Origin of the sequence: Neorhodopirellula pilleata (assembly GCF_007859915.1) — a bacterium.
Lineage (GTDB): Bacteria > Planctomycetota > Planctomycetia > Pirellulales > Pirellulaceae > Rhodopirellula > Rhodopirellula pilleata.
Window position 1 is genome coordinate 229,301 of the sequence record NZ_SJPM01000011.1, and the last position, 20,883, is coordinate 250,183.

At 55.1% G+C, this 20,883-nt stretch carries 17 protein-coding genes; 8 read left to right on the forward strand and 9 right to left on the reverse strand.

Annotated features, from left to right (window positions below):
* The first annotated feature begins 50 nt into the window (after window positions 1-50).
* From mdh to Pla100_RS22340, 5 genes are all read left to right on the forward strand, one after another.
* Complete coding sequence (gene mdh, locus Pla100_RS22320) at window positions 51-998, forward strand: malate dehydrogenase (protein WP_146580305.1); 948 nt, start codon at window positions 51-53, stop codon at window positions 996-998.
* A 460-nt stretch (window positions 999-1,458) separates the two neighbouring features.
* Window positions 1,459-2,427 (forward strand): hypothetical protein, encoded by a 969-nt coding sequence (locus tag Pla100_RS22325; RefSeq protein WP_146580307.1) that lies wholly within the window; start codon window positions 1,459-1,461, stop codon window positions 2,425-2,427.
* 12 nt (window positions 2,428-2,439) lie between these two features.
* Complete coding sequence (gene modA, locus Pla100_RS22330; protein ID WP_146580309.1) at window positions 2,440-3,966, forward strand: molybdate ABC transporter substrate-binding protein; 1,527 nt, start codon at window positions 2,440-2,442, stop codon at window positions 3,964-3,966.
* Window positions 3,963-4,808 carry an ABC transporter permease gene (locus Pla100_RS22335; RefSeq protein WP_197168151.1) on the forward strand — a complete coding sequence of 282 codons (846 nt, stop codon included), beginning with the start codon at window positions 3,963-3,965 and terminating at the stop codon, window positions 4,806-4,808. Before modA ends, Pla100_RS22335 begins: the two co-directional genes overlap by 4 nt.
* Window positions 4,805-5,464 (forward strand): ABC transporter ATP-binding protein, encoded by a 660-nt coding sequence (locus Pla100_RS22340; protein ID WP_146580311.1) that lies wholly within the window; start codon window positions 4,805-4,807, stop codon window positions 5,462-5,464. The genes Pla100_RS22335 and Pla100_RS22340 overlap by 4 nt, the downstream gene beginning before the upstream one ends.
* On the opposite strand, the gene moeB is transcribed toward Pla100_RS22340, so the two are convergent.
* From moeB to Pla100_RS22365, 5 genes are all read right to left on the reverse strand, one after another.
* The gene (gene moeB / locus Pla100_RS22345) at window positions 5,458-6,603 is read right to left on the reverse strand and encodes a molybdopterin-synthase adenylyltransferase MoeB (RefSeq protein WP_146580313.1); all 1,146 of its coding nucleotides are present in this window, start codon (window positions 6,601-6,603) and stop codon (window positions 5,458-5,460) included. The two genes, Pla100_RS22340 and moeB, sit on opposite strands and share 7 nt — an antisense overlap.
* 4 nt (window positions 6,604-6,607) lie before the next feature.
* A complete protein-coding gene (locus Pla100_RS22350) occupies window positions 6,608-6,877 on the reverse strand; it encodes a MoaD/ThiS family protein (protein ID WP_146580315.1) in 270 nt (89 codons plus the stop codon).
* A gap of 1 nt (window position 6,878) precedes the next feature.
* Complete coding sequence (locus Pla100_RS22355; RefSeq protein WP_146580317.1) at window positions 6,879-7,667, reverse strand: HesA/MoeB/ThiF family protein; 789 nt, start codon at window positions 7,665-7,667, stop codon at window positions 6,879-6,881.
* 169 nt (window positions 7,668-7,836) lie between these two features.
* The gene (locus Pla100_RS22360) at window positions 7,837-8,865 is read right to left on the reverse strand and encodes a zinc-binding alcohol dehydrogenase family protein (protein ID WP_146580319.1); all 1,029 of its coding nucleotides are present in this window, start codon (window positions 8,863-8,865) and stop codon (window positions 7,837-7,839) included.
* Window positions 8,862-10,178: a tagaturonate epimerase family protein gene (locus Pla100_RS22365; RefSeq protein ID WP_146580321.1), complete on the reverse strand. Its 1,317-nt coding sequence runs from the start codon at window positions 10,176-10,178 to the stop codon at window positions 8,862-8,864. Before Pla100_RS22365 ends, Pla100_RS22360 begins: the two co-directional genes overlap by 4 nt.
* A gap of 129 nt (window positions 10,179-10,307) precedes the next feature.
* Here Pla100_RS22365 and Pla100_RS22370 point away from each other — a divergent pair, with 129 nt between their 5' ends.
* Both Pla100_RS22370 and Pla100_RS22375 read left to right on the forward strand, forming a co-directional pair.
* Window positions 10,308-11,207, forward strand: a complete 900-nt coding sequence (locus Pla100_RS22370) for a helix-turn-helix transcriptional regulator (protein WP_231603372.1) — start codon at window positions 10,308-10,310, stop codon at window positions 11,205-11,207.
* Window positions 11,208-11,217: 10 nt separating this feature from the next.
* Window positions 11,218-12,921 (forward strand): sulfatase family protein, encoded by a 1,704-nt coding sequence (locus Pla100_RS22375; RefSeq protein WP_231603374.1) that lies wholly within the window; start codon window positions 11,218-11,220, stop codon window positions 12,919-12,921.
* A gap of 949 nt (window positions 12,922-13,870) precedes the next feature.
* Here the strand turns inward: Pla100_RS22375 and Pla100_RS22385 are convergent.
* The 4 genes from Pla100_RS22385 to Pla100_RS22400 all read right to left on the reverse strand — a co-directional run bounded on the left by Pla100_RS22385 (window position 13,871) and on the right by Pla100_RS22400 (window position 19,073).
* Window positions 13,871-14,101 (reverse strand): tripartite tricarboxylate transporter permease, encoded by a 231-nt coding sequence (locus tag Pla100_RS22385; protein WP_146580325.1) that lies wholly within the window; start codon window positions 14,099-14,101, stop codon window positions 13,871-13,873.
* Window positions 14,102-14,455: 354 nt separating this feature from the next.
* Window positions 14,456-15,091, reverse strand: a complete 636-nt coding sequence (locus Pla100_RS22390; protein WP_146580327.1) for a hypothetical protein — start codon at window positions 15,089-15,091, stop codon at window positions 14,456-14,458.
* Window positions 15,091-18,486: a caspase family protein gene (locus Pla100_RS22395; RefSeq protein ID WP_146580329.1), complete on the reverse strand. Its 3,396-nt coding sequence runs from the start codon at window positions 18,484-18,486 to the stop codon at window positions 15,091-15,093. The genes Pla100_RS22390 and Pla100_RS22395 overlap by 1 nt, the downstream gene beginning before the upstream one ends.
* Complete coding sequence (locus tag Pla100_RS22400) at window positions 18,483-19,073, reverse strand: class I SAM-dependent methyltransferase (RefSeq protein ID WP_146580331.1); 591 nt, start codon at window positions 19,071-19,073, stop codon at window positions 18,483-18,485. The genes Pla100_RS22395 and Pla100_RS22400 overlap by 4 nt, the downstream gene beginning before the upstream one ends.
* Before the next feature lie 816 nt (window positions 19,074-19,889).
* Between Pla100_RS22400 and Pla100_RS22405 the strand changes: the two genes are divergently transcribed.
* The gene (locus Pla100_RS22405; RefSeq protein ID WP_146580333.1) at window positions 19,890-20,861 is read left to right on the forward strand and encodes a LysR family transcriptional regulator; all 972 of its coding nucleotides are present in this window, start codon (window positions 19,890-19,892) and stop codon (window positions 20,859-20,861) included.
* Window positions 20,862-20,883: the final 22 nt, after the last annotated feature.

The following is a 20,883-nucleotide window of genomic DNA, read 5'->3' on the forward strand; positions in this document are numbered from 1 at the left end:
CCCGATACCCACTTCTTCACTGAAACCAAAAACTCATGCGTAGTGCTAAAATGTCTCGTGCAAAAATCTCGATCATCGGAGCCGGAAATGTCGGCGCCACTTGCGCTCATTGGTGTGCTGCCGCCGAACTGGGCGACATCGTTTTATTGGATATCCCACAAACCGAAGACATGCCGCGTGGCAAAGCTCTGGATTTGATGCAAGCGTCGCCCATTATGGGATATGACTCGAACATCGTCGGCACGAATGACTATGCCGACGCGGCCGACAGCGACGTGATCGTCGTCACCGCTGGAATCCCCCGCAAACCGGGAATGAGCCGCGACGATTTACTCGGAACCAACGCCAAGATCATCACGAGCGTTGCCGAAAACATCAAAGCAACCTCGCCGGACGCGGTCGTGATCGTCGTCAGCAATCCGCTCGACGCGATGGTTCAACAAATGTTCAAAGTCACGGGGTTCGATCCGGCAAAAGTTTGCGGCCAAGCGGGCGTTTTGGACACGGCTCGATATCGAACGTTCTTAGCCATGGAACTCGGCGTCAGCGTTGAGGACATCAGCGCACTCTTGATGGGCGGTCACGGCGACACGATGGTGCCGATCCCGAGCTGCACGAGCGTGGGCGGCATCCCCGTGACACAACTGATCGACTCGGCTCGCCTCGACGAGATCGTTGACCGAACTCGCACCGGTGGTGCCGAGATCGTTTCGTTGCTCAAGACCGGCAGCGCCTACTACGCACCCGCAGCGGCTTGTGCCCAAATGGTCGAAGCGGTCGTCAAGGATAAAAAACGTGTCATTCCGGTCGCCGCATATTGTGATACCGAATACGGTGTAGGCGGCTATTACGTCGGAGTCCCCGTCGTGATGGGTAGCGGCGGTGTCGAGAAGATCATCGAACTTAGCTTGACCGAACAGGAAACAGCCGCCTTCCAAAACAGCGTCGACGCGGTCAAGTCGCTCGTCGCCACGATGGACGGCTTGCTGTCGGCCTAGTTTGGACTGCTAAAAAGTTGGTATCGCAGCATTTTCCATGTTGCGCAAGTTTATTACCACGTTTTTTGGCGAAGCGAGTCGGTACGGTTTTCGGGCCAACGGCCCATCTGTTTGCCTGGCCCAGTTGAGCGATTGCCAATCGCTTGAGGTGTTTCCAGGGGTATATTCTCGCAAATTGGTTTCGCGGTAGTCGGCGTTCAATTCGAAGTCTGACACCGCAGGGTGAATCGGATTTAGGTCCTAAACTAAGAACGTGTTTTAAAAAGGGGTCTGACCCTTTGGAGGCGAGTCGATTTCATTGGGTTTTTGGCCTCGCCGGAGAGGGTCAGACCCCTTTTTAAAACACGTTCTAAGATTCCATCCATTACAATCAAGCCAAACGTAGAGTCTGCAGGATCATGCGGTGACTCTATCCGCGCGTCGTATTTCACCAATATCTCAACTTGAAAACCTCGGCTTGATGAGAATTCCTCTGACATTAGTGGTCGCGATGATCGGGACGGTTGCCACGGCTTGCAACATTCCCGTATTTCGATACGCGTTGGAACGTTGGCAACCGGACGCGTGCGAGATCATTGTTTTCCACGACGAAGAGGTATCGACATCCGATGCGGCGAGGATGCGACGACTTCAAAACGATCTAGACCGCTCGGGTGCGAATGCCAGTTTGGTACACGTGGATACCTCGGGCGCGATGTCGGCTGAACACCGCGACTTATGGAAAGATCTCAATGGGAACAAACAGCCGACGCTTCCCTACCTGTTGGCTCGGACCACGATCGGTCGATCACAGATTGTGAATCACTGGCATCAGACGCTGTCCGAATCCTCGAGCAGGGATCTGCTTGAATCTCCCGCCCGCGCTGAGTTAGCCAAGCGATTGATGGCCGGGCACAGTGTGGTATGGGTAATGGTCACTTCGCCTGATGCAGAGCGAACACAGGCCGCAAAAAAATTGCTAGAAAACTCTTTCACGCATTTAGAGCAAACGATTCGGTTGCCCGAAGGCATCGGATTGCCCGGTTCGGAACTCTACGCTGACATCCCTCTGGTCGTGCGATTCAGTTTGCTTGAAATCGCCCACGACGATCCGGCCGAATCGTTCTTGACGAGTTTGTTGACCGGAATTCGACGGCAAGCTTTTCTAGACGGTGAGCCACTGCTGGTACCTGTATTCGGTCGCGGACGCGCCCTCGAAGTGATCCCGGCGGGCGATTTTTCGGCAGCATTGATGGAGGATTTGACTTTGTTTCTCAGCGGTGCCTGTTCCTGCCAAGTGAAGGAACAAAACCCTGGCTTTGATTTATTGATCAGTGCCGACTGGGATACCGCGTTGTTTGGTGACGAAGAGAATCGTCCTCCCGATCGCACGTCGGAAGAAGGCAAAAATCGTGAACCGGTTTTGCTGACCATTCCACCGGGCCGCTAAAGGAACGCTGTTATGAATCGCACCGTGCTCCTCATGATTGGGTCGTTGATTCTACTCGCAGTTACCTTTGCCGCGCTGATCGGTGGCGGTGGATCCGGTCGCAATCCAGCGGAATTTTCATCGTCGGGAGGTGCCTCCTTGAACCGCCAACCTCTGATGGTGTACTGTGCGGCCAGCAACCGGGCGGTCATGGAAGCGATCCGTGAGCAATACGAACGTGAGTACGAAACGCCCATCGAGATTCAATATGGACCGTCTCAGACTTTGATTTCGTCGATCGAAGTGACTGGGGTTGGCGACCTGTTCTTGCCTGCTGATGACAGTTTTCTCGCCATCGGTCGCGAAAAGTCGCTCATCGCGGAAACAGTACCGATCTCGCTTATGCAAGCGGTCGTCGCGATTCGCAAAGGCAATCCGAAATCGATCGAATCATTCGACGATTTGTTGAGAGACGACGTGCGGCTTGTCTTGGCCAACCCAGAAACAGCGGCGGTCGGTAAGGTCGTTCGTCAAGTGTTGGACGCCGAGGATCGCTGGAGCCCATTGGAACAAGCCGCCATCGCGTATCGGGCTACCGTAACGGAGGTTGCCAGCGACTTGGCCGTCGGGGCCGCCGATGCGGGAATTGTTTACGACGCCGTGTTACACACGTATCCGGATTTGAACTACATCGAACTTCCCGAGCTACTCGCCGCTTCGTCTCGAGTGGCGATCGGAGTGATCGCGTCGACCAAACAACCAACCGCCGCGCTGCATTTTGCACGTTATGTTTCGTCACCTGATCGCGGTCTTAAGCAATACGAAAAGCATGGCTTTCGAACGTCCGGTGGCGATGCTTGGAGTGATCGCCCGGAGTTGTCAATTTTTGCCGGATCCATGCTGCGTCCGGCGATCGATGAAACGATCACCGAGTTCGAACAGCGTGAGGGCGTGATCGTTAATCGAGTCTACAACGGTTGTGGTATCTTGGTCGCGCAAATGAAAGCCGGACAACATCCCGACGCATACTTTGCTTGCGACAATGAGTTCATGAATCAGGTCCACGATCTGTTTCCCCATCCGATTCCGGTTTCGCAGAACGAACTGGTGATCTTGGTTCCCAAGGGCAATCCGAAAAACATCGCATCGCTGAAGGACTTGGCACGTGAAGGATTAAGAGTCGGGATCGGCCACGAGAAACAATGCGCGATGGGATGGATCACTCAGAACACGTTTCGCGAAGGCGGCGTGCAGACCGAGATCATGCCGAACGTCACCGTGCAAACTCCCACCGGAGACATGCTCGTCAATCAATTGCAAACCGGTTCGCTCGACGCCGCCGTCGCTTACCTGAGCAACGCCGCAGGCGCGTCCGAGTTCCTTGATGCGGTGCAGATCCGTGGGATCGAATGCAGCGTCGCGACACAGCCTTGGGCGGTCTCCAAAGACTCTCGGTATCCGAATCTAGCCGGACGTTTGTTTGAGCGAATTCGATCAATGCCGTCGCAAGAGGCATTTGCCGCCGAAGGCTTTCGCTGGCAGGTCGATCAAGCGGAATGAGCGTCCACGATTTGGATCCGGTCGTAAGAACGGTCCGGACACGCAGCGACGTACCGTTCTTTCTCGTGATGAGCGGGCTATCCGGGTTGTTCGTCGTTTTGATCGTGTTACTGCTGATCGCGGATGTGATGTTCACGTCGGTGTCCGATTTCCGTGAAGCAATCAGCAAACCTGAAATCTTGGCCGCCATTCGGTTGACCATGCTGACTTGCACTGCGGCCGCGATTTTGTCGGTTTGGGTAGCCACTCCGCTCGCATATCTGCTTTCGCGTTACCGATTTCCTGGGCGCTGGTTGATCGATACTCTGGTTGATATTCCGATCGTCTTGCCTCCCCTGGTGTTGGGGTTGAGCTTGCTGATCCTGTTTCACCTTTCCATCGGCGGCTTTGAATTGGAAACATGGCTGCGTGATCGGGTCGGCTTCCCAGTCACGTACCAGTGGCCAGCGATCGTGTTGGCTCAGTTTTCGGTTGCGTGCGCGTTTGCCGTACGCACGATGCGGGTGACGTTTGATCAAATCGATCCACGCGCCGAAGACGTCGCTCGGACGCTCGGGTGCTCCCGTGCTCAAGCATTTACGCTAGTCGCGTTGCCTCAATCTTGGCGAGGAATGATTGCGGCAGCCACCATCGCGTGGGCTCGGGCGCTCGGTGAGTTTGGCCCCATTTTGGTCTTCGCCGGCGCGACGCGGATGAAGACCGAAGTCTTGTCGACGACAGTGTTCCTAGAACTGAGTGTCGGTCAGCTTGATGCGGCCGTCGCGGTGTCGTTGTTGATGGTTGCGATGGCGGTCGTTGTGTTGCTGTTGTTGCGAATGCTCGGCACGGGGCTCAACGCATGATCGAGCTTCGCGACGTAACGATTCGTGCCGGTGAATTCACCTTGAACAACATCTCGTTGGAAGTTCCCTCAGGGCGTTATGCCGTCTTGATGGGAAGTACCGGCCGAGGCAAGACGACGATTTTAGAAGCCATTTGTGGATTGCGAACGATCACCTCCGGCAGCGTTCTGATTGCCGGTCGTGACGTGACACGATGGCCACCGGGTGATCGACAGATCGGCTACGTGCCTCAGGATCTGGTGCTCTTCCCGACATTGACGGTGGCCGAGCATTTGGCGTTTGCGTTGCGACTTCGAAAGACAAGTCGCGTCCTGATTCATTCACGTGTGGTCGAACTGGCCGAGGTCTTGGGGATCACGGCGTTGCTGCCGCGACAGGTCGACTCGCTTAGCGGTGGCGAGTCCCAACGTGTTTCGCTGGGAAGGGCATTGTCGTTTCGGCCCTCGGTATTGTTACTGGACGAACCACTCAGTGCACTGGACGATTCGACGCGCGCGGACATGCAGGATCTGCTCAAGCGGGTTAAGCAATCCACCGGAGTGACAACGCTGCACGTCACTCACAACACCGAAGAGGCCGAAACGCTAGCGGACGTTCGGCTGGTTCTGGATCAGGGACAAGTCCAATCCAGGACGACCGTTGCGGACGATCAATAGGTCGGCATGGACGGGTCGACATCTTTCGCCCAGGCCAAGATTCCACCTTGTAGATTGAATACATCCTCAAACCCGGCCTGACGAAGGATGTCGACGGCCTTGAGGCTGCGTCCACCTGATTTGCAGTGCACGATCACCGGTCGGGATCGATCCAATTCATCCAAGCGAGCTGGCAACTCCGCAAGTGGAATCAACGTGCCGCCTAAATGACAAATCGCATATTCGTGCGGTTCACGAACGTCCAATAGCGTGAACGAATCGCCCTGCGATCGCCGTCGCTGTAACTCTTCCGGCGTCACGTTCCTATCGCATGAAACAACACCACTCGGTGGCATCCCGCAAAACTGAGCATAATCGATCGGGGCCGTAATCGTCGGATGATCGCCGCAGACGGGGCAGTTTGGGTTTCGTTTCACTTTCAGCTCGCGAAACTTCATCTCGAGCGCATCGATCAACAACAAACGTCCGGAAAGGTTCACGCCAAGGCCGAGCAGGATCTTGATTGCTTCGGTTGCCTGGACCGTCCCGATCATTCCAGGCAGAACCCCCATCACGCCTCCTTCGGCACAGTTGGGGACCGCCCCCGGCGCGGGTGGCTGAGGATAGAGGCAGCGATAACAAGGGCCGCCGTCGAACGCGAATACCGATGCTTGGCCTTCAAACTGGTAGATCGAACCATAGCAGTTTGGTTTCTTCAATAGCACGCAAACATCATTGACTAAATAACGCGTGGCAAAATTATCGGTGCCATCGACGATCACATCGAACCGCGACGCGATCGACATGGCATTCTGGCTATCCAGTGCTTCATCGAAACACTCCACTTCGACGAAGGGATTCACTTCGGCAATCGACTCAGCCGCCGAGGCCACTTTGGTGCGTCCGATGTCGCTGGTGCCGTGAATGATTTGACGCTGCAAGTTGGATGCTTCCACGCGGTCGAAATCAACAACACCTATTCGGCCGACTCCGGCGGCGGCGAGGTACAAAGCCACCGGAGACCCGAGTCCGCCAGTCCCGATAATCAGAGCCGATGACGCCTTCAGTCTGGCTTGACCGTCGATGCCAACCTGGGGCAATGTCAAATGCCGTGCGTAGCGGAGTGACTCTTCCGAACTCAGACGTCCTGATTCGGCCATCAATTCAGCCTCCCGCGATGGCGGGCACCAACAACACGTCATCGGTATCGCTTAGTTTGGTATTCCCTTGATCCAAGTCGCGAATGTTTTCATCGTTGACGAACACGTTCACAAACGACACCAACCGGCCTTCGCTATCGAACAAATGATGCTGCAAGTCGGGGTGTTGTTTCACAAGTTGCTTCAAAACGTCATCGACCGATTCGCCTTGAACGCAAACCCGGCTTAAGCCGCCGGTATGTGACCGCATCACGGTAGGAATGATTACATACATGTCAAAAAGTTATTGGGCGAGCGGCAGAAGCAGAAAGGGGAAGATGACCACAACACGGACAATCCGGGCGGCGTTTAATCTTCAAGGAATGAAAACTCATGTCGCGAAGGTCCATGCGAAGCATCCGGTTGTGCAATGGGTTTCCGATGCCGGCGATGGTTTTGATGGTTTCCATGGCAGCCATGCAGGCCACCGTTCCCGAAACCGCACCGAACACAGGAAACTCACGCGTCCAGGACGGTGGTTGTTCCGGCGTCAAACATCGCAAGCACGCCGTTCGACCGGGAACAATTGTTGTCAAATGAGCTTCAAGTTCGTGCATCGCACATTCGACCATAGGTTTGTTTTGGCGGACGGCCTGCTCGTTCATTGCGAAACGCTCGGCAAACAACGGAGCGCAATCGACCACGACATCACACTGGGCAACCAGGTCGGCGGCATTGGTTTCATTCACGTTTTGCCCGACGGCAACGATCTCCAGTCGCGGATTCAGTTCCAAAAGACGCCGCCGAATCGACTCGATCCGAGGCTTCCCGATCCAATCGTGAGTGATCAAGAGTTGTCGATTCAGATCGCTTGGTTTGACATTGCCAGCGTGCGCCAAGATGAGTTTGCCGACACCTGCGGCAGCGAGCTCATACGCAACGACGCTGCCGACGCCCCCGACCCTCGAGACCATGACCGAAGACGCTTTCAATCTCTCTTGTCCGGTTGCTCCGAAGTCGGGCACCCACATCTGCCATTGATAGATCTCGCGTTCTTCTTCGGTCAGCGTTTTTGGTTCAAGCATTCGTCAGGGCGGGGACCGTTCCAGCGGAATAAACGCAGGGCAAAGGCTTCATCGTAACCCTTGTCTTTACATGGGAAAAGCCTGGACGAATGGCATCTAAGGTCTCCGCGACAAGTCGAATATGACGAAGTGAACGACTCCGGTCGATCAACTTGCACAAGAGCGATCTTTAGACAACATGAATGATCGCCTTGATTACGCCACTATTTGGGTCGATCCAAGTGGGAAACACGGTCGGTACTTCGTCGAAGTTGGCGTGATGGGTGATCCAAGGACCGGTATCGATCGCTCCCGACTCGATTAGGCGAATGATGCGTGTGAAGTCACTCGAAAGGGCATTGCGACTGGCCAATAAGGTTAGTTCCCGTCGGTGCATGAAGGGCGCGTGGGGGAAGTCCAGATTTGACTGCGTGATTCCGACGAAAACGACGCGTCCGCCGAAAGCAGCCATCTGCATCGACCTCGCCATGCTCAAGTGGTTTCCCGTAGCATCGATCACCACGTCTGCCCGCCGCCCGTCGGTCAAGCCTTCGAGACGCTCGATATCGTCGGGTCCACCCGTAATCGTCAGCGTGTCGCGGACGCCCATTTCATCGGTAACAAACGACAGTCGTTTTTCGCTCAGGTCGGCCACAATCGTGCGAGCACCCGCAATGCGAACAAACTCCAGCACCGACAACCCGATCGGTCCCGCCCCAAGGATGAGCACCGTATCGCTGGCATGCACTTTTGCGCGGTCGACCGCATGGCATCCGATCGCCAAGGTTTCGACAAGTGCCGATTGCTCATAAGTGAGTTCGTTGGCCGGGTGAAGTTTGCGAGCCGGCAAGATCATTCGTTCGGTCAGGCCTCCGTCGCACATGACGCCGAGCGTTTGGTGATGTTCGCAGCAATTCGTCAATCCTCGCTGGCACGAGTAACACTTTTGACAATTGATGTAGGGTTCGACGCTGCACTTGTCGCCGACCACGACGTTTGTCACGTCCGGCCCAACGGCCAAGACTTCCACCCCGAGTTCGTGCCCCGGGATTCGGGGGTAGGAAAAGAACGGGAACTTGCCGAGGTAGCCGCCCAGGTCAGTCCCGCAGACACCCACGCGGTGAATCCGCACGAGAGCCTCGCCTTCACGCGGCGGAGATGGTTCGGGAATCTCGATTTGTTTCCAAGATTTCGGTTCGTCGATTTGAAGGGCTTTCATTGCGATTGCCCTCCCGTTGATTCCGCCGAACAAGCACGCGCCGACGATAGTGCCGGGTTGGACTGGCCAAGGAACAAGGGCCTCAAGTGCCGCTCATAAAGATTCTTGGTGACTTCGCGTCCGACAATCTCCGCGTTCGCTTTGAGCAGATCCGTATAGCGTTCACCATGCTTGGCAGCGACTTTGAACGACACGTGCAATAATTGCCGCACGTGTGGATTGAAGTGCTCATCGTTTTGGTCGTGACGAACCACAGCGGCGAGTTCCGGCCCCGACATCGACTCAACGGTCGAGGCATCCGGTAATCGCGAACGGTCGATGTCGATCACGCTGGCGTAGGGAGCACAAAATTCGTCGACATGTTCCAAAGCGTAGGCGTAAATTTCCTTGGCAAGCGCCAATCCATCGCCGCCGGCTTCGGACAAACCAATGATTTCTTCGAGCCAGGTCGTTCCAGCCGTCTTCAAATGCAATCCGGCACCGGTTCGATTCAAGCATTCATAGATAATCGGATACAAACTGAACTTGTCGCTGCCGCTATGGACGCTGAGCTTCAACGTTTCGGGCAAACCGTAAGCCTTGATCGCATGCGCGATCACCGCCACATCGTCGGAAAACTCACGTTCGAATTGTTTCAAGTCGCCGACATAATCGACGCCCTTGTTGAATCGTCCGGTAAACTTCGGTGCAATGGTTTGTACCGGCACTTGCTCGTCCGCGATCGCGGCCAAGATAATGAGCAATTCCGGCGGCGTTTGCGGCGCGTCGGTCTCATCCATTGAGATTTCCGCAATCACATTGTCAGCGCCTTTGACGCCGGCGATGTAACGATAGATCTCGCCGGCCTCCTTAACCGCTAATAGGTATTGATTGGCGACCGCAATGACCTCATCACGAGATACCGCCAAGGGAGCGGAAAGACCATCGAGATGCAATGTCCCGATGAGTTCGGGGTGGCGATCAACGAACGCGGTCACTTCCTCAGGACTGGCCGGTTTGCCGATCGAATCAGCCACGTCGATTGTAAAAAAATCGCTGCAAGGCAAAAACGGATCGACCGTCCTGAGCTGGATATGATCAGCATCAACGTGCCATGGCTTATGCCAACCACGCTGATCGACGGCGGCTTTCGCGGCGGCATGAACGCTAGGCGGACTCGAACCGACAAATGTATGTTCTCGGTTGGATTTGTTCCAAACCGGCGTCACGTCCACACCGTCGGCGGCGAGTTGTTCGAAAGCGGTCAACTGGGCGCCCGCCTGATGGGCGAAACGATCACCGACACCGAAGGTGAATTTTTCGATATTGAGCATGTCTTTTTTCAGTAAGAGCCTATCCGAAAAGGAGTTTACGCCTTTGGGGAAGTAAGAAATGACGCTACGCTGTCATGTCGATTATTAACCTAACGGGATTCCGTTATTTTGCAAAGGGAGTGAATTCCAGTGACGAGCCAGCTCATCGCCGACCAAGAACCAGAGTTCGTTTCCAGGCAAGTAACCGAGGCCCGTCGGTACTACCTGAACCTGAATCCATCGCCATCGGATCCGCTTTGCGTTGTTTGTGGCGGGGTGGAACGGATGCGGCCGGATTACGTGGTCGAGCGTGACCGGTTCGCCTTTTTCGGCCTTGAGTTAGTTGTCGAGGGCCACGGTGAATTGACACTCGACGACCATTCTTTCCAACTCTCGCCTGGGATGTTGTTCGCTTACGGCCCCAAGACACCCCACCGAATCGTCAACAAACCATCGCAGCGGATGCGGAAGTACTACGTCGACATTGCTGGTTTCGATGCCGAAAAGATGCTCGGCGAAGCCGGCCTGCTGAACTCACACCCGTTACGAGTTCCGCATTATCACGAACTATCGGAGCTATTTGAAATGCTCGACCGCGAGGCCCATGGTAATGGTGACACCGCCGGTGAAATCTGCGAACAGATCGTTCGACTTATTTTGGTGAAGGTCCGTGTGGGATGCCTGGAAGAGAGCCCGACGGTTCCACGCGCGTTTGCGACCTACGAGCGAGTTCGCGATCATATCGAATCGAACTATTTAGCGATCAACACGATCGAAGAACTTGCCCAACAGTGCGACTTGACTCCGATCCATCTGTCCCGATTGTTTCGCCGGTTCGCTGGAACGGGAGCCTACCAGTACCTGCTTCGCAAAAAGATGAATCGTGCCGCTGAACTGCTCGTCGAAGACCAGATGTTGGTAAAACAAGTGGCCCTTCAACTCGGTTTCTCGGATGCGTTTCAGTTCTCGCGAGCTTTTAAACGGATTTTTGGAATACCACCAAAACATCTCGTCGCGAGCCAACGTGTGCCGGTTTTGCCAAATCAATGAGAACCTGTCTATGAATCGTCTTCCATTTCATCTGATTCTATTCCAGTGTTTTTTCGGCATGTTGGCGAGTGTGCCCGCTGGCGTTTTAAGCGGTGCCGATCGTCCGAACATTCTCTTTATCATGTCCGACGATCATGCGGCCCACGCGATCTCCGCCTACGGGGGACGTTTGGCATCGATCGCCCCGACGCCGAACATCGATCGGCTTGCCAACGAAGGCGCGTTGTTCGCCAATGCGTTTTGCACGAATTCGATATGCTCGCCGTCACGGGCTTGTGTGCTGACCGGCCAATACAATCACGTCAACGGTTCGTTCGATTTGAATGGTGCGGTCCAACCGGGCGACCAAATGTTGGCGATCGAGATGAAGAAGGCCGGCTATCACACCGCCATGGTCGGGAAATGGCACCTTAAAGCCGAGCCTGCCGATTTCGACTATTACTGCGTTTTGCCCGGCCAAGGCCAGTACCATGACCCGGAGTTTTTGGTCCGTGGTGATCAGCCGTGGGGCAAGAACACGATTCAGTTTCCCGGCAAGCATTCGACCGACGCGATTACAGACATCACGCTCGATTGGCTCAAGACGGGTTGGAATCAAGACCAGCCATTCTTCCTGATGCACCACTACAAAGCGCCCCACGATTACTTTGATAATGCGGCGCGTTATGAAAGCTATCTCGCGGACGTTTCGATTCCCGAGCCCGAGACACTGTGGAAACGCGACCCACGTTTCGGTTCGATCGCCACCCGTGGGGCCGACGACGAATTGCTACCCCATATCGGTACATCGATCGGGTCCCGGAACCCAAGACGTTCTTATTTAGCTGAGTTGCCGAAACTTTATCCCAAAGAATTTCCGCCGAACTTTGATCCCGCCGACTTCACAGACGAACAAAACACAAGGTTGGCCTACAATGCTTACCTCAAGAAGTTCTTACGCTGCGTCAAAGGCATCGACGACAATCTCGGGCGTTTGTTCGATCACCTCGAAACAACCGGTCAACTCGATAACACCGTGATCGTTTACACCGGCGACCAAGGTTTCATGCTCGGCGAGCACGATTACCAAGACAAACGTTGGATGTACGAGGAATCTCAGCGGATGCCGCTGTTGGTTCGTTATCCGCCGTCGGTACCCGCGGGACAACGTTTCAACACGATCGTCGAGAACGTCGACTACGGTCCGACGATGTTGACATTCGCCGGAGCGAAAATCCCAGCGTCGGTCCAAGGTCGCTCTTTCCAAACCCTTCTCGAAACCGGAGTCGAACCGAAAGACTGGAAGCAGGAGGCCTATTACCGATATTGGATGCACATGGCCCATCACGACAATCCCGCGCACTTAGGAATCCGTACCAAGACACACAAACTGATCTATTACTACGGATGCAACTACGACGGTGGCTATCGAACTCCACCAGGTTGGGAACTTTACGACTTGATCAACGACCCGTCCGAGACCATCAACCTCTACGATGATCCGGCATCTCAAGTCTTGGTCGCTGAACTCAAAGAGCGTTTGATCAAAGCCCGTGAGCGAGTCGGCGACGACGGTTCGCATTTCCAAAAATGCGAAGAGGTGATCCAAGCGTTTTGGAATTACGATGAAAGCGACCGAGCTGAGGCGATCAAAATCTCGCATAAGTATCGACAACGCAGGCTGCAGGAACTCGAAGCCGGCAAGGTCAACATCCGCACGGTACGTGGACCTTAGTGTTTTGTCAAAATAAAAAACCAGCGTTAGTGAAGTGAGCCGACAGCGCAAGCGGGCTGTTGATTTAATTAGCCGTACCGCGTTAGCGGCGGTTTCCGCGGCCGTTAACCGGGGCTAACGCTGGCCTGTTCAAAATTTGGTATTGCGATATTTTCGTTCTCCGCAACTTCCTGTCACCTCTCCCAGCGAAGCTGGGGGAGGTCGGATCGAGCGAAGCAAGATCCGGGAGGGGGCATCCCCAGGGCAAACCAAGCCGATCCAACCAAACAACGCTGGTGCCCCCTCCCTCGCGGACTCCTGAACGTCGTCGCTCGACCTCCCCCAAACTGCGTTCGGGAGAGGTGACAGGTGGACAAGAAACTGCTGGGAGAAAAAGGAAAGACAACGAGTCAACACCGAATTTTGAACAGCCCCAGGCTAACGCTGGCCTGCTAAAAAGTTGGAGTTGCGGCGACTTCGGGTTGCGCAAGTTTGGTACCACGCCGTTCGGCGAATCGAGCGGAAGTCATTGCGGTTTTCGGGCCAACGGCCCATCCGTTTGCCTAGCCCAGTCCGAAGGGCTGGGTGATCGATGGCACGTTACTGGGTAGGACCAACGGTCCGGCCGTTTGTTCACGTCACTAGCAAACGACCGGACCTTCGGCCCTACATGGATCGCTCGCACATTCAACCCAGCCCTGCGGGCTGGGCTAGGTAAACTGCCGGGCCTTTGGCCGTGAAAGACTGCCCCGACATTCGTTTGAGGTCGGAGCCAAGCTGGCATGCGGAACAAAAACAAATCTTGGAAAGTTCGTGTCAATACCAACCTTTTAGCGGCCCAGGCAAACACCCATCGGCTAATTCCTGTCATTCGGTATACGACTAAATCAACAGCCCGCAAGCCGCAGGTATTGCTTGACACGCGATGCTAAATTTTCACGGAACACTAGACAATGCTGGGGGGAATTGATCATCGCCCTGAGCGACGTTCACGTCGTGTCGGATCGATTCCGATGCACGCGCACCCGATACCGACAATGAGCACGCCGGTTCCTTCAAGGATCGCTCCTGAAGTCAAGATCGCGACGCTGAGGATCGCAAACACGGCGCCCGCAACCATGGCAACGGGCGGGCGTTTGATCCCTCTCCTGTTCGGTTTGAATTCGTCGACTTCGTCCGATCCTTCGTAAGCCTTGGACATGAATTGCCTCCTGCGGATCATCGATAGGCTGCCGAATTGCCTGTTGATACTCCGAGATTGAATTCAGAAGCAAGTGCTTCGTCAAAATTTAATTTTAGTGTGAGCCGAACGCGCTGGCGTCGGGCGTCGAGCAATGCCCGCGGCTAGCGGGCTGTTGATTTAGTCCTCATCGAAACCCGAAGCGTGAGCGAGGGATACATACAAAGGACTTAATGGTGATGAATCCCTCGCTCACGCTTCGGGTTACGATTAAATCAACACGCCGGTAGCGCCGTCGGCTCACTTTAGTAACCTTAATTTTATATTTTGACGAAGCACTCGGGCAGTTTCAGATGTTTTGGCAAACTTTCGATATCAAATCGAATCGCGGTCGGTTTGAGCTTCGGAAAACTTTCGGCGTAGGGTCTTCATCGCTTGGGCCGGTGAGTTGTTCCGGCGGGGCACATAAATGGGCGTCATCGGTTCAGGACAAAGGACGATCCCGAATGGTGTTCGGTAGACCTTCACGTCGGCGGCATTCCAGCGATGCTGCCCGTTGGACGTCGTCATGACGAATCGTTCGTCTTCGATCTCGACGACGCAGACCGAGTCTTGAACCAAACCGAGCTCTCGCACACGATTCCTCATGATGGATTTGGATCGATAAATCAGCGAGGTATAGATCAGTGACGATAGCACCATCGTGAAGACAAGCGTGACGACGAACACCACCACGTTCTGGGAGGCCGCCCAAAAGATCGCCGCTCCGCTGGCGAAGATCATTAGCAAAGACCCGATCGACAGCCGCAGCGGATGTTGGTGCAACAACAGATGATCGATCGCGTGGCGGAGGACGCCCTTGGACAAGCGAAAACTGACGCGGCTGGCGGCGTCGTCAAGTGTTCCCGTGTTCAAATCAACGGACGTGGATGACTCGCCGACTTGATACGGATTGACGGAGGCTTCAGGCGATCTGATTGAAGGCGTGTCGGAAGTGGGCGAGTCAGACATCAGGGAGCCGATCCGGTGAAACGGATGTTGCTGACGCTCGAAGGCATTTCGATGGTCGGGTTTTGGGCTTTCCCCGTAATCTTACGTACATGCGTTTGCACGAAAAGAACCATCTCGTTGAACGTCAATTCGCCGTCGTCGTTGTAGTCGGCTTGCGGCGACGTGAGAAACTCAAGAATCGCCATCGTGAACGCACCGTGGTTCCAACTCGGAGATTCAAAACTGCTTTCCTCGGCTAAACACGATGCGAACACCACATGTCCCCGACCGCGCCAAATGTCCGTGCCGCTTTGTGGATGCGACCGAACCCGCGTGTCACTGACAAAACCGCCGGCATGACACGTGTCGGTGAACAGAATCGTGTTGGTCGGGATCTTGCTTAAGAACGAATCCAGCTCGGCGTCGGAAATGGCCGTCGAGATCAAGCGATCCAGATCGAGTTCGTGACCGGCAAAATACCATTCATCGTAATCGTCAAACAAACCATGTCCTGCCAAATACACGATCACCGTATCACTCGGTTGAATCGATTGCGAAAGCAGCCAAGCAAAGCCTTCTTCTCGGATCGCCTGACTGGTCGCGGTCTCATTGGTCAAGACCTTTTGAATCGTTTCAGAATAGACCGACCCATTGAGGTTCTTCCATCCGTCCGCGAACGCTTCGGCATCCGATTGCGCGAAACCGAGTCGGAAGTCCTGGTTCGCGTATTCCGATATACCGATCGCGAGCAAGAACAAGCGACCTCGCTGAACTTCCGTCGGGGCCCCTCCACGAATCGTGCAGCGAACCGTTTGGCTTCCGCGGGTTTGGTTGGAACTGTTCAATGACAACTCGATCTGATGATCACCTGCGGGCAAGTCGATCGATTGTTCGTACCAAACCTCAACACCTTCGGTAGTCACACGGCGAGATGTTTGACGTGGGCGACCGGGAACCGCATGCCCGTCGACTCGGTATCGCACTTGGCTGAACGTCGATTCGGCCGACCCACGCACGCGTGAAACAACGGTCAGCTTAGGGTCGTCGCTGACGAAATTCGGCACCGGAGACAGAATGTCGATCTTGGGCGGTAAACGCTGAGTCAATTCGCTTCGGGTGGCTTCGGCTAAAGGATCAGGAGCCTCGAAACCAACGACTTCATCGGCAACTTGCTCGAGACCCGATGCCGTGTCACTGTTTCGAATCGCATATCGCACCGCCTTGGGTTGGTAGTACTGTTCTTGGAATTGTTCGATGGGGTAGAACTGCGCCGTTTCGTGCCGGGCGTTGTTGATGTGCCAGCCGACGAATTGTCCGCCTTGACTCGAAGATTCGTAATACCCGTCAGGCGTCCAGAAGACACGCTCACCGTCTCGCGTTAACAAAGAACTGGCCAGGGGCAGAACCATGTCGGGCGCTTCGGCCAATCGGACGTTGACGGTAAACCTCGAGCGTTGCGAAGGAAGCAAGTCGGCACCTCGCAGCAACTCGACACGTACGGATTGCCCCGGCTTGTACTGACCCGACTGGATTTTGCGGATGCGTTCGTAAAACGATCCATCGTCGAACCGCAAGAGTGTGTCATCTTGCCGGATACCCGACGCGTACCCCAGACTAGCCGGAGGAACCTCGCTGACGCGCGTCCCGTCGGTGGCGAAATCAATGTCCCCCAGAACGCGAGCTTGTCGCAATGGCCAAATCCGCAGTGTGCCATCGAGCGAACTGCTGACCAATTTTTGGCGATCCGGTGAAATATCCAAACTGGTGATCTTTGCCGTATGCCCCATGAACTCTTTCGTGATACGCAGCGCAACACGACGATTCGGAAGGATCTCGATCGTCGCTTCGATGAGCTTGCCCGTATCGGTACCAAGCAAACACACGTTACCACCGACTTCACCGGCCGGATCGAAAAACCTCATGCAGGTCGGATTGCCAAACTTCCGTTTCGGAACTCGTACCCGCAAGTTTCGGAACTGAGACGAAACCTGAGGGTCTAGCCAAGGATCGAGAATATAAAACCGGGACTCATCAGCCAACTCGCGGGCGTAGAGCAACCACTCGTTGGACGTTTGCGACTCGAATTTCTCAGGCATCTTCAAAATCATCAGCTCGATCTCGCCCAAACGATCGTGTTGACCGGTCGGGCGAATCGGATGGTCTTCCACCGCCGCCATCTCACGATCGGATAACTTGGTGACTTGAAAATTGGTCAAGTCCAACTGTTGCTCGACACCCGCGTATCGATTGAAGTTCCAACGTCCCTCGGGATAGTTGTTGTCACTGAAGAGCAGCTTTTGACCATCGGACGACCAGCGAACGTTCCACAACGACTGCGTCACCGGGCGGACGATCGGATGCAATAGACGTCCGGTCTTGGGGTCCCAAACGTGGATCTCGCCGAGCGAGTCGGCACTGGCGACCTTGTTGCATTTTTGATTCCAAGCGATCGCGGTCGTATCATAGGGGTGCTCATGAATCGCGATGTCATCACCGTTGCGATCGAACGAAGCGGCAAAGAATTTTTTCTTGACGCCGCTGCCGATCAATACCAGATGCGGATCCAGTTCGCTCGCCGGTGGATCGAGCGTGAGGACGTGCCGATACGAGGACCAATCCCCGAACGGTCCGCGATTGTCTTTGTGACGATTATCTAGCGATCGAATCGACTGGGGGATCTGGCTTAGCGTCGGAATGGCTCGGCGCTGGCTGATCGAGACAACGTCCAGTGAACTGTCCACGAAGTTGAACACGAGATGCTGTTCATCGGGCGTGAACGCAAATAGGTCTTTTGGAACTCGCAGTTCTTTACCCCGAAATGTTCGGCCCCAACCGACTTTGAATTCGATCTGCCAGTCGCCGTTGCTGCCTCTTCGCCGGTAGAACACGATGTTCCCGTCGCATCCCCACGTGGCCAACCATTGCCCTGATTTCGAAAACGTGACGCCACGGGTGCAACCGGTATGCCCGGCGATCAGTTGCTTGATCTTGTCCGGTTGTTTGAGGTCATAAACACGCGTCGATCCGAATTGGCTGTTGTCTGAGACGCCCACGATCAGGTGTTGGTTATCGGGGGCGAACGTGAGTGAGTCGATGTACCCGATGTGGAAACCGTCGGGTTCTTGGTAACCACGTAGGGCGGCGTGCATCTGGCCGGTTTCGAGATTCCATATGCGAACCGTTTTATCGGCGACTCCGGCGAGCCACTGACCGTCGTCACTCAGAGCGACGCGGTCGATCACACCGGAAAACCCCTTCGCGTCCAGCACCAGGTGAGGCCGTTGGTTTGGTGGCGAAGAGTAGTTCGCGTCAATAAATTCTTCCGCTGAAACGTTCGCATCCGCCAAACACGTCAGAAGCGTCAACGCAGCAGTCAATGAGAGACTCGAAACAAGCGGTCGAACGGGAAGGTTCATGTCGGCTCCGACGTTTGGCAGTACACGGCAAAATGATGAGGGCAATCGAGCAACTCCGCTTCGATCGGTGGTGTCAGGTGAAACTGCTCGCTCCACCTTTGGTAGTCCGCAAGGGTTGGGCGTATTTCCATATCAGGTCCACGCGGCGTGATTTGATCGGGTCGCCAATGCAAGAACGCCAGCATGCCTCCGGGGCGAACACGAGATAGGACTCGCCGGAGCAAGTCTTCGGGGTTTTCCAGATGCATGATGTGAAAGAGGACAACGACGCCATAATCGCGGCAGTGGTCGGGCAAATCGGCGGCGACAAAGTTTCCCTGATAGACGAATGCGTTTTTCAGCCCCGCATCGGACAATCGATCCGTCGTTCGTTGGACCATACTTGGATCAATGTCAAAGGTATCGAGACGGCCTCGAAACCGTTTGGCGAGCTCAACGGTGAAGGTCCCATAGCCGCACCCCAATTCAAGCAGGCGATCGGAGGCCGTGGAATTCGCAATGAAAGGAAATCCCGAGATCGCTTGGACGGGGTCAAACAACGTTTCCCAGTACGCTTCCTCAGGCATCCCACTGTCACGGACTTTCATACGTTCGGGCCGACGACCATGTCAGAGAGGTTCAAGAAGCGGGGGTGGCGGGCGACTCACCCGTTCGATTCCAAAATTCTAACCCGGCGTCACGGGGGATGAAACTCGGCTCGCTGATCCAGACCATAATCATCGCGGCGGGCCTTTCACGCGCCGTCAAGGTTCCATCTCTGGGCTGGGCCGTAGCGAAAGTCGCCAAAACCTTCGGCATTTGGTGGTCCGGGCCGAGACACTCGGCGAGTTTCGCGTCCACAAGACCAGTGATGTGTAACAGCTAATGATTAGGGTTGGCTGTAGTTAAAGATCCTACCGCTACAGGATCTTTAACAAGATCCATACCCCTAACTTTTAGTTGCCCCAGACCAATAGGGGGCTGTTGATTGAGTGAGCCGACGGCGCTCACCGCGGGCTTATCAGCAGATAAGCCACCATTTCGGAGCCCCGGGCTAGCCGGTCTGTTGATTGAATCGTTTAACGGCAAGCCGTAGGCGACAGAGTTTGAAAACGCAGCCGCCTGCGGCTTGCCGTTAAACGAAATCGCCCAAACGTGCACTCAATTAACACGCCGCCACACTTCGGGTTACGAAGCAAACTAAATCAACAGCCCGTTAGTGCTCACTCGACGATAAGGAAGATTGGTCGCCCTAGATCAGCCAACTCGGTGCCGGTGGAATCCCTCCGGTGTCCGTTGATGCTTTTACCCCGGTCTGCCTTGACCCACGCTGGTCCACCAGCTAACCTTTCCGCCATTAGAGACGCTAAGGATGGCTAATCAGATTATCAATTTCTGTAATACTGCGTTCTCCAGGTGTTTGTTTGCAGTTCCGCACCCTCGAATTTTTCTGTCATGTCGCCGACCAGCGGAGCTTTTCCAAAGCCGCCGCGGCTGCGGGCGTGACTCAAAGTGCGGTCAGTCAATCGATCGGGCATCTGGAAGAAACTCTCGAAACCATCCTGATTGACCGCTCCAAGCGGCCGCTCGCGTTGACCAAAGCCGGGCAGATCTACCTTCGCGGTGCCCGAGAGATCGTCCGACAATACCGGGAACTAGAAGAACAAGTTCACCATCATGGGCAACAGCTCTCGGGAACCGTCACGATCGGAGCGGTCTACTCGGTCGGGCTGAGTTACATGCCTGAGGCGACGGCGGCATTTGAAAAAAGCCATCCGGAAGTCCGCGTCCGGACGGAGTTCGGATCGAGTCAGCGTGTCGTCGAGTTGGTTCTCGACAACGCGGTCGACTTCGGTCTGGTAAGCTTTCCCCGGGCGACGAAGTCGCTCGGAGCGATTCCTTGGTTAACCGAACCGATGCGATTGGTTTGTTCGTCGGACCATCCGCTTGCCGGCGAGACAGAAATCCCAGCGTCTCGGTTGCAAGGCATCGAAATGGTCGGGTTCGAACGCGGGTTGGTTTTGCGACAAGCGATCGACCAGTGTTTAAAGGCAGCCGGAATTTCGGTTGTGACTTCGATGGAGTTTGACAACGCGGACTCGATGGTCCGCGCGATCCAAGCCCATCGTGGAATCGGGATGGTTCCCGAATCGGCGGTTCGTCGCGAAACAGCGACCGGAACGCTGAAAGTCGTCTCGTGTCGAGACATACAGATGGTGCGGCCCTTGGGCATCATCTTTCGGAAGCGTGGAAAACTCAGCCGCGCGGCGGTCGAGTTCGGCTCACTGCTGTTGGGTCGAGAAATGGAGGTTGAACTCCGAACCAAATCCGAGGCGGCCAGGGCGGACCGCCAACGCAGCGAATCGAACAGCCGAGCGGTCTCGGTTGTCATTTGAACGACTCATAACTCTTCACTCA